The 13,832-nt window shown below is 66.8% G+C and carries 17 protein-coding genes; 9 read left to right on the forward strand and 8 right to left on the reverse strand.

Annotation, left to right across the window (positions count from 1 at the left end; genetic code table 11):
• Positions 1-124: 124 nt before the first annotated feature.
• The 6 genes from scpB to GA645_RS20035 form a co-directional block, all read right to left on the reverse strand.
• The gene (gene scpB, locus GA645_RS20010) at positions 125-1,165 is read right to left on the reverse strand and encodes an SMC-Scp complex subunit ScpB (RefSeq protein ID WP_152224709.1); all 1,041 of its coding nucleotides are present in this window, start codon (positions 1,163-1,165) and stop codon (positions 125-127) included.
• A gap of 16 nt (positions 1,166-1,181) precedes the next feature.
• Positions 1,182-1,694: a GNAT family N-acetyltransferase gene (locus GA645_RS20015; protein WP_152224710.1), complete on the reverse strand. Its 513-nt coding sequence runs from the start codon at positions 1,692-1,694 to the stop codon at positions 1,182-1,184.
• Positions 1,672-2,484, reverse strand: a complete 813-nt coding sequence (locus GA645_RS20020; protein ID WP_256676205.1) for a ScpA family protein — start codon at positions 2,482-2,484, stop codon at positions 1,672-1,674. Before GA645_RS20020 ends, GA645_RS20015 begins: the two co-directional genes overlap by 23 nt.
• Before the next feature lie 665 nt (positions 2,485-3,149).
• Positions 3,150-4,325 (reverse strand): tryptophan--tRNA ligase, encoded by a 1,176-nt coding sequence (locus GA645_RS20025; protein ID WP_256676206.1) that lies wholly within the window; start codon positions 4,323-4,325, stop codon positions 3,150-3,152.
• 141 nt (positions 4,326-4,466) lie between these two features.
• Positions 4,467-5,096 carry an L-threonylcarbamoyladenylate synthase gene (locus GA645_RS20030; RefSeq protein WP_152224713.1) on the reverse strand — a complete coding sequence of 210 codons (630 nt, stop codon included), beginning with the start codon at positions 5,094-5,096 and terminating at the stop codon, positions 4,467-4,469.
• The gene (locus tag GA645_RS20035) at positions 5,093-5,968 is read right to left on the reverse strand and encodes a PHP domain-containing protein (RefSeq protein ID WP_152224714.1); all 876 of its coding nucleotides are present in this window, start codon (positions 5,966-5,968) and stop codon (positions 5,093-5,095) included. Before GA645_RS20035 ends, GA645_RS20030 begins: the two co-directional genes overlap by 4 nt.
• A 170-nt stretch (positions 5,969-6,138) precedes the next feature.
• Between GA645_RS20035 and GA645_RS20040 the strand changes: the two genes are divergently transcribed.
• The 7 genes from GA645_RS20040 to GA645_RS20070 all read left to right on the forward strand — a co-directional run bounded on the left by GA645_RS20040 (position 6,139) and on the right by GA645_RS20070 (position 10,780).
• Positions 6,139-6,732, forward strand: a complete 594-nt coding sequence (locus GA645_RS20040; protein WP_152224715.1) for a septation protein A — start codon at positions 6,139-6,141, stop codon at positions 6,730-6,732.
• 1 nt (position 6,733) lies between these two features.
• Positions 6,734-7,033 carry a YciI family protein gene (locus GA645_RS20045; protein ID WP_152224716.1) on the forward strand — a complete coding sequence of 100 codons (300 nt, stop codon included), beginning with the start codon at positions 6,734-6,736 and terminating at the stop codon, positions 7,031-7,033.
• A gap of 107 nt (positions 7,034-7,140) precedes the next feature.
• On the forward strand, positions 7,141-7,557 hold the full coding sequence (locus GA645_RS20050) for a translation initiation factor 2 (IF-2, GTPase) (RefSeq protein ID WP_152224717.1): 417 nt from the start codon (positions 7,141-7,143) through the stop codon (positions 7,555-7,557).
• A gap of 13 nt (positions 7,558-7,570) precedes the next feature.
• The gene (locus tag GA645_RS20055; RefSeq protein WP_152224718.1) at positions 7,571-8,248 is read left to right on the forward strand and encodes a response regulator transcription factor; all 678 of its coding nucleotides are present in this window, start codon (positions 7,571-7,573) and stop codon (positions 8,246-8,248) included.
• Between the two features lie 170 nt (positions 8,249-8,418).
• Positions 8,419-8,856, forward strand: a complete 438-nt coding sequence (locus GA645_RS20060; protein WP_152224719.1) for a Spy/CpxP family protein refolding chaperone — start codon at positions 8,419-8,421, stop codon at positions 8,854-8,856.
• A gap of 95 nt (positions 8,857-8,951) precedes the next feature.
• The gene (locus tag GA645_RS20065) at positions 8,952-10,286 is read left to right on the forward strand and encodes a HAMP domain-containing sensor histidine kinase (RefSeq protein WP_152224720.1); all 1,335 of its coding nucleotides are present in this window, start codon (positions 8,952-8,954) and stop codon (positions 10,284-10,286) included.
• 29 nt (positions 10,287-10,315) lie between these two features.
• Positions 10,316-10,780: a hypothetical protein gene (locus GA645_RS20070; RefSeq protein WP_152224721.1), complete on the forward strand. Its 465-nt coding sequence runs from the start codon at positions 10,316-10,318 to the stop codon at positions 10,778-10,780.
• On the opposite strand, the gene GA645_RS20075 is transcribed toward GA645_RS20070, so the two are convergent.
• Entirely contained in the window at positions 10,761-11,321 is a 561-nt protein-coding gene (locus GA645_RS20075) for a nitroreductase family protein (RefSeq protein WP_152224722.1), read from the reverse strand. The two genes, GA645_RS20070 and GA645_RS20075, sit on opposite strands and share 20 nt — an antisense overlap.
• Positions 11,322-11,456: 135 nt before the next feature.
• Between GA645_RS20075 and GA645_RS20080 the strand changes: the two genes are divergently transcribed.
• A complete protein-coding gene (locus GA645_RS20080) occupies positions 11,457-11,801 on the forward strand; it encodes a hypothetical protein (RefSeq protein WP_152224723.1) in 345 nt (114 codons plus the stop codon).
• A 7-nt stretch (positions 11,802-11,808) separates the two neighbouring features.
• Here GA645_RS20080 and GA645_RS20085 read toward each other — a convergent pair whose 3' ends face one another.
• On the reverse strand, positions 11,809-12,180 hold the full coding sequence (locus tag GA645_RS20085; RefSeq protein ID WP_152224724.1) for a YkgJ family cysteine cluster protein: 372 nt from the start codon (positions 12,178-12,180) through the stop codon (positions 11,809-11,811).
• Positions 12,181-12,334: 154 nt separating this feature from the next.
• Between GA645_RS20085 and GA645_RS20090 the strand changes: the two genes are divergently transcribed.
• The gene (locus GA645_RS20090) at positions 12,335-13,789 is read left to right on the forward strand and encodes a TrkH family potassium uptake protein (protein ID WP_152224725.1); all 1,455 of its coding nucleotides are present in this window, start codon (positions 12,335-12,337) and stop codon (positions 13,787-13,789) included.
• Positions 13,790-13,832 lie beyond the last annotated feature (43 nt).

Here is a 13,832-nt window from a genome sequence, read left to right on the forward strand (position 1 = left end):
GGAGGCCTTTGCCGACGATTTCCCCGGGTTTCGCCGTCGGCACGCCTCAACGCGGCACATAAGGTCGTCTCGTGGAAGACGGAAGTCAATCACCGAACGGCTGGAAAGCGCCGATGGAATGGCATCAATGGTCGCGATTGCGCGCGTTGAACTCCATTTCCTCGAGCATGGCTTCGCGCAGGGCGCGCTCCTCGTCCCACTCTTCTTCCGCCGCTGCAGCCGGTGGTGTGGCGCTCGCCTCGGGTTCCGCGCCAGGAACAACGGGCACTTCGGTCTCGGCGGGCGCCTGCGCCGCGCCCGCCGGCTGAACCTCGGGCAGCCCGAAGACGCCGGTGAAATCGGCATCCACGCCATTGTCCTCGGCGTCCGCCGGCGGCAGGTCGATGAGGTCGTCGAAGTCGGTCTTCAGGCCCTGCTCCATCTCATCCAGCTCGGCGAGCAGGCTGCGGAAACTGGTTTCCTCCGGCTTTTCCTCCGGCGGCGCGGGCTCCGGCTCCTCGCCGGCATCGCGCAGGGCCTGGTCGGCCAGCGCCTGCAATGACGGCGGGACGTAGTCCTCGTCGTACTCCTCGGGTCCCGGCAGGCTGACCGTTGGCGCCATGTCTTCGAGGATCGGCTGGGGCTCGGGCTCCATCAGCTTCAGTTCGGCCAGCGGCGGCAGCTCTTCCAGGCTCTTCAGGTTGAAGTAGTCGAGGAAGGTGCGGGTGGTGGCGAGCATGGCCGGGCGGCCGGGAACCTCGCGGTAGCCGACGATGCGAATCCACTCGCGCTCCATCAGCGTCTTGACGATCTGGGTGTTCACCGCGACGCCACGGATCTCCTCTATCTCGCCACGGGTGATCGGCTGGCGGTAGGCGATTAGCGCCAGGGTCTCCAGCAGTGCACGGGAGTAGCGCTGCGGACGCTCCTCCCACAGACGGCCAACCCAGGGGGCGAGCTTTTCCCGTACTTGCAGGCGATAACCGGTGGCTACCTCCTTCAACTCGAAGGCCCGGCCGGCGCAGGACAGCGACAGCACCGCCAGCGCATCGCGGAACTGTTGCGGTTCGGGGCGCTCAGCCTCCTCGAACAGCTCGCCGAGGCGTTCCAGCGACAGCGGCTTGCCGGCAGCCAGGAGGATGCCTTCGAGCAGGGTCGCCAGTTCTTTGGGGTCGGACAGGTTCATCGAGTCGCTCAGTGGGTCAGCCGAAACGGGTAAATGCCGGGTGATAGGCCACCTCGCCGCGCACCGCCCGGGCCTGCGCAGTCAGGCGCAGACATTGGCAGTAAGGGGCGGGAATGCCGGGGAATACCAGGCTGTCATCGGCGACGAAGCCGAAGCGCGCATAGTAAGCCGGATCGCCCACCAGCACACAGCCGGCCACGCCTTCGGCGCGCAGTTGCTCCAGGCAGGCCTGCGCCAGTGCGGCGCCGATGCCGGCCTTCTGCCGCGCCGGCAGCACCGCCAACGGGCCCAGGCCCAGCCAGCCGATGGATTTACCGTCGATGGTCACTGTCGAGGCCGCCAGGTAGCCGACCACTTCACCAGCGTCCTCGGCTACCAGCGCCAGGCTGAGCGCGCCTTCCTCGCGCAGGGCCTGCACCAGCAGGTGCTCGGTCTGCCGGCTGTGCGGATGATCGGCAAAGGCCGCACGCAGCAGGGCGTCGATGGCGGCGTGGTCGCCGGGTTGTTCAGAGCGAATCATCAAGTTCATCGAGCGTTGGCTCCGGAGGCTCCATTTCCTTGGGCTCGAAGGCGCCCTCGCCTTCGTCCTGTACCGCTTCGGTGGAAGGCGCGCCTTCCGTGGTCTCGGTGCGGGCGCGCACGTGGATCGGCGCGAAGGCGGCGTTCTGCACCAGTTCCACCAGTTGCTCCTTCACCAGCTCCAGCACGGCCATGAAGGTCACCACCACACCGAGCTTGCCCTCCTCGACCCGGAACAGGCTGATGAAGGGCACGAAGCCCGCGCCCTTGAGGCGTTCGAGGATTTCAGTCATGCGCTCGCGGGTGGAGAGCATCTCGCGGGTGACCTGGTGGCTCTCGAACAGGTCCGCGCGGCGCAGCACCTCGGCCATGCACAGCATCAGCTCCTGCATGTCGACGTCGGGCAGCAGCTTGCGCGCCCGCGCATCCGGGGCGGCGACGCTGGGCAGGATGATGTCGCGGCCCAGGCGCGGCAGGGTGTCGAGGTCCTCGGCGGCCTTCTTGAAGCGCTCGTATTCCTGGAGGCGTCGGATCAGCTCGGCGCGCGGGTCATCCTCTTCTTCCTCGGCCTCCGCCGACCGCGGCAGCAGCATGCGCGACTTGATCTCGGCGAGCATGGCGGCCATCACCAGGTACTCGGCGGCTAGTTCCAGGCGCACCGATTTCATCAGCTCGACGTAGCCCATGTACTGGCGAGTGATTTCCGCCACCGGGATGTCGAGGATGTTGATGTTCTGCTTGCGGATCAGGTAGAGCAGCAGGTCGAGCGGGCCTTCGAAGGCTTCGAGGAAAACTTCCAGGGCGTCCGGCGGGATGTACAGGTCCTGCGGCAGCTCGGTCAGGGCCTCGCCGTAGACCAGCGCCAGCTGTACCGGGGCCCGGTATTCGGTGGCGCTGGATGGATCGTCCGGCTCGGTCAGGTCACTCATCGGCCACTCGTCAGGCTCTTGGGGGAGATATAGGCGGCATTATCCCTGCTTTTGCCGGCGGTGGGTGGGGGAAATGGCGGAAGGGATGGGCGGTGTCACATCACGCGGTGGTGATGCTCTTCGTAGGAGCGACGGGGGCGCCTAGCTCTTGTCCGCGAATTCCCGCCGCCATTTCCGTGTTGCAGGACCAACGCCACCGCGGAAGCCGGCGTGGCACTATGGAGCCAGCCTGTCAGTGAGAGTTCCGCCGCGATGGATTTCGCGGACAAGGTCCTACATTGTTTCTGGGTCCCCGCGTTCGCGGGGAAGACGATTGCGGAGCGCGGTGCACGACATCGTCACTCCCGCGAACGCGGGAGCCCAAAAGACAGTTGCTCCTACGTGGTTTCTGGGTGATCCCCCTTCGGGCCAGCGCAAGCGCTGTTCGCGATGAAGCCGCGCCCCGCGTTCAGGGGGATGACGCAAAGGAACTCGCCCCGTCACTCCCGCGAACGCGGGAGCCCAAAGACATTCGCGCCTACGGGCAGGGACAGTCTTCAGCGGTAGGACAACCCCATGGCATGGCGCACTTCCACCAGCGTTTCGCGGGCGGTCTCGCGGGCATGCTCGGCGCCTTCGGCGAGGATGCTGCGCACCAGCTCCGGGTTGTCCTCGTAGTCCAGCGCGCGCTCCTGGATCGGCGCCAGTTCCTGCTGGATCGACTCGATCAGCGGCCGCTTGCAGTCCAGGCAGCCGATGCCGGCGCTGCGGCAACCCTCCTGCACCCACTGCCGGCAGCCGCTGTCGGAATAGATCAGATGCCACTGCCACACCGGGCAGCGCTCGGGGTCGCCCGGATCATTGCGATGGACCCTTGCAGGGTCGGTGGGCATCCGCGCGATCTTTTCCTCCACCTCCGCCGGACTGTCGCGCAGGGCGACTGTATTGCCGTGGGACTTGGACATCTTGTGGCCATCCAGCCCCGGCATCTTCGGGGCGTGACTGACCAGGGTCTGCGGCTCGGGCAACAGCAGCCGGCTGCTGCCTTCGAGGTAGCCGAACAGCCGCTCGCGGTCACCCAGGGTCAGATTCTGCTGCTCCTTGAGCAACGCCCGCGCGGTCTCCAGCGCCTCGCCGTCACCCTGCTCCTGCCAGGTACGGCGCAGGCTGGAGTAGAGCTTGCCGGTCTTCTTGCCGAGGCGACCGATGGCGGTCTGCACCCGCTCCTCGAAGTCGTCCTCGCCACCGTACAGATGGTTGAAGCGGCGGGCGATCTCGCGGCTGAACTCGACGTGGGCGAACTGATCGGACCCCACCGGCACCCAGCCGGCGCGATAGATCAGGATGTCCGCCGCCTGCAGCAGTGGATAGCCGAGGAAGCCGTAGGTCGAGAGGTCCTTGTGGTTGAGCTTTTCCTGCAGCTCCTTATAGGTCGGCACCCGCTCCAGCCAGGACAGCGGGCAGATCATCGACAGCAGCAGGTGCAGCTCGGCGTGCTCGGGCACCTGGGACTGGATGAACAGGGTCGCCGCGCTGGGGCTGACACCCACCGCCAGCCAGTCGATGGCCATGTCACGCACATGCTGGCGGATGCCCTCGGTCTCGTCGTACTCGGTGGTCAGGGCATGCCAATCGACGATGGAGAAGAAACACTCGTACTCGTGCTGCAGCTTCACCCAGTTCTGCAGCACGCCGTGGTAATGCCCCAGGTGCAGGCGGCCGGTGGGGCGCATGCCGGACAGCACGCGGCGTTGGGAATCGACGCTGGCCAAAGATCAACCTCGCAGAGTCATCGAACGAAGTGCGCAGTATAGGCGCCGGGCCTGCTCACGAACGGCTGCGTTGAACGGGCTCGCGAACTCGTGAACCAGCCCTCAGGCGCTGACCATGAACGGCTCGGGGTCGCCGCAACCGACGCGCACCACCACCGGGTCTTCGTCGGTCAGCGCGATCACCGTGGACGCCTCGCCGCCGCCGTAGCCGCCATCGATGATCAGGTCCACCAGGTGCTCCAGCTGGTCACGCATCTCGTACGGGTCGTTCAGCGGCTCGGTCTGCCCCGGCAGGATCAGGCTGACGCTCATCAGCGGCTCGCCCAGCTCCTCCAGCAGCGCCAGGGCAATGGGGCAGCTCGGCACCCGCAGGCCGATGGTGCGACGCTTGGGGTGCAGCAGCATGCGCGGTACTTCGCGGGTGGCGTTGAGGATGAAGGTGTAGGGCCCCGGGGTATGCGCCTTGAGCAGGCGGAACAGGCCGGTGTCGACCTTGGCGTAGAGCCCCAGTTCGGAAAGGTCGCGGCAGACCAGGGTGAAGTTGTGCTTGTCGTCCAGCCGGCGGATGTGGCGGATGCGCTCCACCGCCGACTTTTCGCCGATCCGGCAGCCCAGTGCGTAGGAGGAGTCGGTGGGATAGGCGATCACGCCGCCCTGGCGGACGATTTCCACCGCCTGCTTGATCAGGCGCGACTGGGGGTTCTCCGGGTGGACCTGAAAGAACTGGCTCATTGAGTCTCCTTGTTCCCTAGGGCGTTGTCCGCATTGGCAAAACGCGGCCAGAGCGGCGACAGGTCGTCCGGCACCGCGCGGTACAGGCCCAGTTCGGACCAGTCGCTGGGGCCGTGGAAATCGCTGCCGGCGGTGACCATCAGGCCGAACTCGCGGGCGATGATGCTGAGCACGCCAACCTGCTCCGCCGGTTGCGGGCCGTTGACCACCTCGATGGCGTGGCCACCGGCGGCGATGAAGTCGGCGACCAGCTTGCGCCGCTTGGTGCGCGTGAAATCGTATTGGTAGGGATGCGCCAGGCTGATCCAGGCACCGGCGGCGCGCAGGGTACCGACCGCGTCGGCGAGGGCTGGCCAGTGCTGCTTGACGTCGCCCAGCTTGCCGGCGCCCAGCCACTTGCGGAAAGCTTCGGCGCGGTCGCTGACGTAGCCCTGGCGCAGCAGGTACTCGGCGAAATGCGGGCGCGCCGGGGCATTCTCACTGTCGCCCAGTTCACGCTGCACCGCCCGCGCGCCCTCGAAGGCGCCCGGCATGCCCTTGGCCTCCAGGCGCCGGCCGATCTCCTCGGCGCGGGTCCAGCGGGCGCGATGCAGGTCGTCGAGGGCCTTGACCAGCGATTCGGCCTGCGAATCGAAGCCATAGCCCAGTACATGGATGGTCGCGCCACCCCAGGTGCAGGACAGCTCGACGCCGTCGACCAGTTCCATGCCCAGCTGACGCGCGGCTTCCCGGGCTTCGGGGAGCCCGTCGAGGGTGTCGTGGTCGGTCAGCGCCAGCACACGCACGCCGCGCCCATGAGCGCGTTCGACCAGGGCCGTCGGGCTGAGGAGTCCGTCGGACGCGGTGCTGTGGCAGTGCAAATCGACTCGCATGCGGGGTTCCGTAGGAAGGGGGACGGCTACTTTCTGTATAGACGCTTATGCGCACCGGCTCTCACGGTAATCCGTTGAAACCATGACGCGGCACGGCGTTGGGCGGATGAGGCTTTCAGTTCACCCACAGGTTGGTATTATGCCGGCTCTACTGGGCTCTGGCTGCCGTAATGAAGCAATTCATCGATTTCATCCCCCTCATCCTGTTCTTCCTCGTCTACAAGCTCGACCCGCGCACCGTCGAGTTCGCCGGCCAGAGCTTCTCGGTCGGCGGCATCTACAGCGCTACCGCCATGCTGATCGCCGCCTCCGTGGTGGTCTACGGTGCCCTGCTGATCAAGCAGCGCAGGCTCGACAAGGGCCAATGGGTCACCCTTGCCGCCTGCCTGTTGTTCGGCGGCATGACCCTGGCGTTCCACAGCGAGACCTTCCTCAAGTGGAAGGCGCCGGTGGTGAACTGGCTGTTCGCCCTGGCCTTCGCCGGCAGCCACTTCATTGGTGGCCAGCCGCTGATCCAGCGGATCATGGGCCATGCGGTGCACCTCACCGACTCCCTCTGGGCGAAGCTGAACGTCGCCTGGGTGCTGTTCTTCCTGATCTGCGGCTGTGTCCAGCTGTTCGTCGCCTTTACCTTCCAGAGCATCTGGGTGGACTTCAAGGTGTTCGGCAGCCTGGGCATGACCCTGCTGTTCCTGATCGGCCAGGGCGTGTTCCTGGCCCGCCACATGCACGATGAACCTACCGGCGAAAAACCCAAGGACTGACATGCTCTACGCGATCATTGCCCGTGATATCACCGCTTCCCAAGAACGCCGCCTGGCCACTCGCCCCGCGCACATCGCCCGCCTCGAGCAACTGAAGGAAGAAGGCCGCCTGGTACTGGCCGGCCCGCACCCGGCGATCGACAGCAACGACCCGGGCGCCGCCGGCTTCACCGGCAGCCTGATCGTCGCCGAGTTCGAATCCCTGGCCGCTGCCCAGGCCTGGGCTGACGCCGACCCTTACCGCGCCGCCGGCGTCTATGCCGACGTCGTGGTCAAGCCGTTCAAGAAAGTCCTGCCGTAACCGCGCCACCCCTTGCAGCCCCGCGGCAGGGACGTTCGCGGGGAATCGCAGCCGGACACCGCCGGGAAGGCCGTGGACGGCGGTACATCATCGAACAAGGAGTCCCGATGCACCGTCTGCCCCTGCTCACCTGCCTCGCCCTACCCCTGGCCGCCCTGGCCGAAGAATCCGCTCCGGAACAGCCACCGGCCGCCGCTGTCGAAGTCATCGATGCGGGCAACGCCAGTGCCCATGACGACCTGCAACGCCGTCTGGCCGAGAGCGAGCAGCAGCGCCAGGCGCTGGCCGCCCAGCTGGCCAACCCTGACAATAGCCAGGACGAAGCCGTCATCGGCCGACTGCGCCAGGAGAACCAGCGCCTGAAGTTGAAACTGCTCGAAGCGCAGTCGCAACAGCCGCCGCGCCTGCTGACCGAGCAACAGACCTGGTACCTCAGCGGTGGCGCTACCGCCGTGCTGGCCTTTCTCCTCGGCGCGCTGAGCCGTGGCAGTCGCCGTCGGCAGCGCCGCGAATGGATCAACTGAAAGAACCGATTTCATGAGTGAACTGCTGCTGATCGACGATGACCGCGAGCTCTGCGAGCTGCTCGGCACCTGGCTGGTTCAGGAAGGCTTCAGCATCCGTGCCGCCCACGACGGCGCGCAGGCGCGCGCCGCGCTGGCCAGCCGCGCCCCGGACGCGGTCGTACTCGACGTGATGCTGCCCGACGGCAGTGGGCTGGAGCTGCTCAAGCAACTGCGCGGCGAACATCCGGACCTGCCCGTGCTGATGCTCTCCGCCCGTGGCGAACCGCTGGACCGCATCCTCGGCCTGGAACTGGGCGCCGACGACTACCTGGCCAAGCCCTGCGATCCGCGCGAACTCACCGCCCGCCTGCGCGCCGTGCTACGCCGCAGCCACCCGGCGCAACCCAGCGCACAGCTGGAGCTGGGCGACCTGGCGCTGAACCTGTCGCGCGGCATCGCCACCATTGGCGCGGAAGAGATCAGCCTGACCCTCTCCGAGAGCCGCATCCTCGAAGCCCTGTTACGCCAGCCGGGCGAACCGCTGGACAAGCAGGCCCTGGCGCAGCTCGCGCTGGGCCGCAAGCTGACCCTGTACGACCGCAGCCTGGACATGCACGTCAGCAACCTGCGCAAGAAGCTCGGCGGCCACCCCGACGGTCGCCCGCGCATCCTCGCCCTGCGCGGCCGCGGGTATTTCTACGCGCCTTGAAGCGCCGGGGCTACGCCCCCTGAAGCGCGAAGACGCAGGCTTTCGTAAAGTTCGTAGCGACGCCTCAGGTAATCTTTACCGAAGCTTTACCTGTGACTGACCGCCCTTGACCTTGCCGACCCTAGACTGGGCCCATCCGGTAACGACCGGTCCCTGAAAGGAGAAACACCATGCGCAAGACCCTGACCGCCCTGCTGATCGCCGCTGCCCTGCCGACCGTCGCGCTGGCGGCCACTCCCGCGCCGACCGACGCTCCGCCGCCGGCCCCGTACATGAAAGACCATGACCACGGGATGATGCGCGGCGAGCGCGGAGCAATGATGCGTGAACTGAACCTGACCCCGGACCAGCGCCAGCAGATCGGCAAGCTGATGGGCGATTCCATGAAGAATCGCCACGAAATCACCGAGAAGTACTGGAACAAGCTGCCCGAAGCCGACCGCAAGGCCATGCAGGAAGAGCTCAAGGCCAACCGCGACAAGGCTGAAACCAGCATCCGCGGCCTGCTGACGCCCGACCAGCAGAAGAAGTTCGACGATCTGAAGCAACAGCGCGAGCAGCGCCGGGCCGAGTGGGCGAAATCCCATAAAGACGCCATGACCAACTGATCGCCCAGTAAAGGCACAGACGCCGGGACTTTCCCGGCGTCCTGCCGTCAGCGGCGCCCCTATACGGATACCCCATGCGGCTGAACAGGAAGACCATGCGCTCACTCTTCTGGCGGATTCTCGCCGCCTTCTGGCTCGCCCTGCTGCTGGTGGCCGGACTGTCTATCCTGTTGGGCCGCGCCCTCAACCAGGACACCTGGGTCATCGCCCGTTATCCAGGCTTGCATGACCTCGCCAGGCAATGGACCCTGCTCTATGAAACCCGCGGTCCGGAAGCGGCCCAGGGGCTGCTGGACGCCCGCCGGCAGCAGTACGAACTCTCGGTGCAGGTACTCGATGAGAGCGGCCAGCGCCTGGTCAACGGCACCTACCTGCCGCGCCCGCCCCGGCCGAGCGGCGCTTTCGACCGGGAGAGCCTGCCGCGCTTCCCCTGGCGCCAACTGAGTCAGGAATACGTCAGCCCCCGCACCGACCAGACTTACCTGTTCATCTACCGAATTCCCCACCCGGCGCTGCAAGCCTGGCATCGAGGCAGCCTGCTCTGGCCCCTCAGCGCGCTGGGTATCGCCCTGGTGGTGCTGACCGTATTCAGCCTGCTGCTGACGCTCTCCATCACCCGTCCGCTGAACCGCTTGCGCCGCGCCGTGCACGACCTCGGCCAGACCGCGTACCAGCAGGACAGCCTCGCCCGGCTGTCACGCCGCGGCGACGAGCTTGGCGTACTGGCGCGCGACTTCAACCGCATGGGCGCCCGCCTGCAGCGCCTGATCAGCAGCCAGCGCCAGCTGCTGCGTGACGTTTCCCATGAGCTGCGCTCGCCCCTGGCGCGCCTGCGCATCGCGCTGGCCCTGGCCGAACGCGCCGACCCCGAGCAGCGCGCCGCCATGTGGCCGCGCCTGGAGCAGGAGTGCGATCGACTGGAAGCTCTGATCGGCGAAATCCTTGCCCTCGCCCGCCTCGACGCCGACCCCGGCCCGGCCAGCCAGGTCCCATTACTGCCGCTGTTCGAACGCCTGCGCGACGACGCCCAGCTGCTTTACCCGGACCAGCAGATCCAGCTGGATATCGCGCCGGAACTCACGCTCGACGGCTGGCCAGACATGCTCGAACGCGCCCTGGACAACCTGCTGCGCAATGCCCTGCGCTTCAATCCCGCCGAGCAGCCGCTGGAGGTGCACGCCCGGGTCGAGGGCGAACGCCTGCATATCAGCGTGCGCGACCACGGTCCCGGCGCCAGCGAGGAGCACCTGGCGCAACTGGGCGAACCCTTCTTCCGCGCACCCAACCAGAGTAGCCCCGGTCACGGCCTGGGCCTGGCCATCGCTCGCCGCGCCATCGAGCGCCACGGCGGCCGGCTACGCCTGGGCAACCATCCCGACGGCGGTTTCCTGGCCAGCATCGACCTGCCGCTTCACCGGCCAGCCGCCTGAGCGACGTACCCTTTTTCCGGAGAACCCGAATGAGCCTTCCCGCCCTGTTCCCGCAGGCCTCCGTGCCGCCTACCGCACGGCCGTTCGGCGCGCCGTCGGACGACCCGCAAAGCCTGGTATTGGCGGTGGAGCTGGCGCGCCTGGCGGCGCAATGGCGTGAGCGCTGGCCTGGCCTGCGCCTGAACCTGCCGCAGTCGGGCACCTGGCCGCTGGAGAGCTGGCCGGAGGCCGTTCGCGGGGCACTGGATGCGCTGCTGCAGGCCGCACTGCAGCGACGACCGAACGCCGCGCTGGAACTGGCCCTCAGTTCAACGCGCGGGCTCCTGAGAGTGGACCTGCAAGGCCACGACCCGCAGGCGCGGGTCTGGCTGCCGGACGCCCTGCGCCCGGCTCAGCGCCTTGCCGCCTGGCAGGGCGGACGCCTGCTCTGGCGCGCCCACGGCAAGGGCTGGAAGATTCGTCTGGGGTTGCCGCTCAGCCCTGCCAGGCAGTGACGAAGACGGCTGGATCGAGCGGCGTCGGCCGGCGCAGCTCGCCAATCGGCGTACCCAGGTAGATGAAGCCGACGATGCGCTCGTTGGCCGCCAGCCCCAGCCCTTCTCGCACGAAGGGATCGAACGCCATGGCGCCGGTGCGCCACATCGCCCCCAGCCCCTGCGCATAGGCAGCCTCGACGATACCGTGGGCGGCACAGCCTGCGGCCAGCCACTGCTCGATTTCCGGCACCTTGGGATGCTCCTGCAGACGCGCCACGGCGACCACCAGGGTCGGTGCGCGCAGCGGCATGGCACGCGCCTTGTCCAGCGCCTCGGGGGCCGCGCCGGGTTGCTCCGCCTGCAACGCGCGGGCGAACAGCTCGCCCAGGCGCACGCGCGCATCCCCTTCCACGGTCAGGAATCGCCAGGGGCGCAGCTGGCCATGGTCCGGCGCACGCAACGCGGCACGGAACAGGCCATCCAGCTGTTCGGCAGATGGCGCCGGCTCACCCAGGCGAGCGTGGGATACACGGTTGTGCAACGCGACGAGAGCCTCCATGGGCTACCTCCAGACAAACTCGAAAGGCGCCATTGTAGACGCAAAGGGTTCGCATCTGCTCGGCGAGCGGTGCTAACGCCTGACGGGCCAGAGATGGCAGACTCGGCGCAACCCGACGACGCAAGGAATGCGCAGATGGAACTGCTGGCCGCTCCCGTCCTGCTCTGCACCAGTTACTGGTACTTCAAGACCGCCCCCGCCAAGACAGGCATGGCATTGCGCCTGTTGGCCTCGGCGCACGGCATCTGCGCCGTGATCTTTCTGGCAAGCGCAATCCTGATCGGACTACTGGGCATCGGCAGCCAGCCACTCAGCGACCTCTATCGCGCCCTGCAGGCCATTCCGCTCATCCTGATCCTGCTCAGCGTCTACCTTTTCCCGGGGCCAAAGGAAATCCACTGGCTGCAGATCCTGAATATCCCCGCAACCCTATGGAGCGCCTTCATCGGCCTGATGGCCGTCAGCGGCAAATGGCTCTGAACGACGCTCAGGCCACCCGGTCCGGCGACAGCGTCGGCGTCACCGGTGGTGTCAGTGGCGGCAGGCCGTAGGCGGCGCGGGCAGTGTCGCAGTTGGGGTTATGGACGCCATCGGTCCAGGACGCCTCGAATTCCCGGCAGGTAGAGGAGCGCTGCTCGTACATCGTGCAGCGCACGCCGCAACCGACTTCCCCGAGCAGGCCGACGCAGCGCACCGGGCGAACCTCGGTGCCGCGCATGGCGACCCTATGGGGGCTGACCTGGACGACCTGCTCATCCGGGACTACACCCCCGGAAGAACGGCATTCGCCAAAATAGAAGGAGACACGGAAATGCGCGCAGCAGGCGCCGCAATTCAGACACGGATTGTTATTGGACATGGATGCGGATGCACCAGAGAAACCGGCGAGCGCCGGCGGGCTGCGCAAGATTCTATCCATCCCGTTGCGCTTGTGAAGAGGGCAGATTCACTCGGTTTACACTTGCCCGACGGTAGGTAAAATGGCCGGTTCACCGATACCCGAGCTTCGCCGCATGGCCCTGCCGACACTACGCACCCTTGGATTCATCATCGGCATCTTCGTGATCACCCTGGCCGTCGCCATGCTGGTCCCGATGGCCACCCTGCTCTACTACGGGCGCGGCAGCGAACTGCATCCCTACATCTGGTCCGCGATCATCACCTTCACTTGCGGGCTGGGCCTGGTCATCCCCGGCCGCCCGGAGCAGGTGCACCTGCGACCGCGGGACATGTACATGCTCACCGTGTCGAGCTGGGTGATCGTCTGCTTCTTCTCCGCACTGCCCTTCATGTTCGCCCGAAACCTCAGCTTCACCGACGCGATCTTCGAGAGCATGTCCGGCATCACCGCCACCGGTTCCACCGTACTCAGCGGGCTGGACAGCATGTCGCCGGGCATCCTGATCTGGCGCTCGCTGCTGCACTGGCTGGGCGGCATCGGCTTCATCGGTATGGCGGTGGCGATCCTGCCGATGCTGCGGATCGGTGGCATGCGCCTTTTCCAGACCGAGTCCTCGGACCGCTCCGACAAGGTCATGCCGCGCTCGCACATGGTGGCCAAGTACATCGTCGGGGTGTACGTCGGCATCACCATCCTCGGTGCGCTGGCCCTGTGGTGGGCCGGCATGGGCCTGTTCGACGCGGTGAACCACGCCATGTCGGCGATCTCCACCGGCGGCTTCTCCACCTCCGACCAATCGCTGGCCAAGTGGCACCAGCCGGCGGTGCACTGGGTAGCGGTGGTGATCATGATCCTGGGCAGCATCCCCTTCGCGCTCTACGTGGCCACCCTGCGCGGTCACCGCAAGGCACTGCTCAAGGACCACCAGGTCCACGGCTTCCTCGGCCTGCTGCTGTTCACCTGGGTAGTGATGGGCACCTGGTACTCGGTGAACTCCGACCTCTCCTGGTTCGACGCCTTCCGCATCGTCGCGGTGAACGTCACCTCGGTGGTCACCACCACCGGCTTCGCCCTGGGCGACTACAGCCTGTGGGGGCACTTCTCGATCATGCTGTTCTTCTACCTGGGCTTCATCGGCGGCTGCTCCGGCTCCACCGCCGGCGGCATCAAGATCTTCCGCTTCCAGGTCGCCTTCACTCTGCTGCGCGCCAGCCTCTACCAGCTGATCCACCCGCGCGCGGTGATCAAGCAGAGCTACAACGGCCACCGCCTGGACGAGGAAATCGTCCGTTCGATCCTGACCTTCTCGTTCTTCTTCGGCGGCACCGTGGGCATGCTGGCACTGGGCCTGTCGTTCCTCGGCCTGGACTGGATGACCTCGCTGACCGGTGCGGCCAGCACCGTGGCCGGCGTGGGACCGGGCATGGGGCCGATCATCGGCCCATCGGGCAACTTCGCACCGCTGCCCGACGCGGCCAAATGGCTGCTCAGTGCGGGGATGCTGTTCGGCCGCCTGGAGATCATCACCGTGCTGGTGCTGTTCACCCCGGCGTTCTGGCGACATTGAGCCTTGGCATACCTCTCGTTGGGCGTACAACCGTTCGCGGATG

This window comes from Pseudomonas sp. SCB32 (genome assembly GCF_009189165.1).
In the GTDB taxonomy this organism is placed as follows: Bacteria; Pseudomonadota; Gammaproteobacteria; order Pseudomonadales; family Pseudomonadaceae; genus Pseudomonas.

What these genes read in the sequence shown, in the direction of transcription:
- GA645_RS20045 (WP_152224716.1), top strand. Translation starts at nt 6,734, where the DNA reads ATGCTCTACGCGATCATTGCCCGTGATATCACCGCTTCCCAAGAACGC.
- GA645_RS20090 (WP_152224725.1), top strand. Translation starts at nt 12,335, where the DNA reads ATGGCCCTGCCGACACTACGCACCCTTGGATTCATCATCGGCATCTTC.
- GA645_RS20080 (WP_152224723.1), top strand. Translation starts at nt 11,457, where the DNA reads ATGGAACTGCTGGCCGCTCCCGTCCTGCTCTGCACCAGTTACTGGTAC.
- GA645_RS20060 (WP_152224719.1), top strand. Translation starts at nt 8,419, where the DNA reads ATGCGCAAGACCCTGACCGCCCTGCTGATCGCCGCTGCCCTGCCGACC.
- scpB (WP_152224709.1), bottom strand. Translation starts at nt 1,165, where the DNA reads ATGAACCTGTCCGACCCCAAAGAACTGGCGACCCTGCTCGAAGGCATC.
- GA645_RS20085 (WP_152224724.1), bottom strand. Translation starts at nt 12,180, where the DNA reads ATGTCCAATAACAATCCGTGTCTGAATTGCGGCGCCTGCTGCGCGCAT.
- GA645_RS20015 (WP_152224710.1), bottom strand. Translation starts at nt 1,694, where the DNA reads ATGAACTTGATGATTCGCTCTGAACAACCCGGCGACCACGCCGCCATC.
- GA645_RS20030 (WP_152224713.1), bottom strand. Translation starts at nt 5,096, where the DNA reads ATGAGCCAGTTCTTTCAGGTCCACCCGGAGAACCCCCAGTCGCGCCTG.
- GA645_RS20070 (WP_152224721.1), top strand. Translation starts at nt 10,316, where the DNA reads ATGAGCCTTCCCGCCCTGTTCCCGCAGGCCTCCGTGCCGCCTACCGCA.
- GA645_RS20025 (WP_256676206.1), bottom strand. Translation starts at nt 4,325, where the DNA reads ATGCGCCCCACCGGCCGCCTGCACCTGGGGCATTACCACGGCGTGCTG.
- GA645_RS20050 (WP_152224717.1), top strand. Translation starts at nt 7,141, where the DNA reads ATGCACCGTCTGCCCCTGCTCACCTGCCTCGCCCTACCCCTGGCCGCC.
- GA645_RS20075 (WP_152224722.1), bottom strand. Translation starts at nt 11,321, where the DNA reads ATGGAGGCTCTCGTCGCGTTGCACAACCGTGTATCCCACGCTCGCCTG.
- GA645_RS20065 (WP_152224720.1), top strand. Translation starts at nt 8,952, where the DNA reads ATGCGCTCACTCTTCTGGCGGATTCTCGCCGCCTTCTGGCTCGCCCTG.
- GA645_RS20040 (WP_152224715.1), top strand. Translation starts at nt 6,139, where the DNA reads ATGAAGCAATTCATCGATTTCATCCCCCTCATCCTGTTCTTCCTCGTC.
- GA645_RS20055 (WP_152224718.1), top strand. Translation starts at nt 7,571, where the DNA reads ATGAGTGAACTGCTGCTGATCGACGATGACCGCGAGCTCTGCGAGCTG.
- GA645_RS20035 (WP_152224714.1), bottom strand. Translation starts at nt 5,968, where the DNA reads ATGCGAGTCGATTTGCACTGCCACAGCACCGCGTCCGACGGACTCCTC.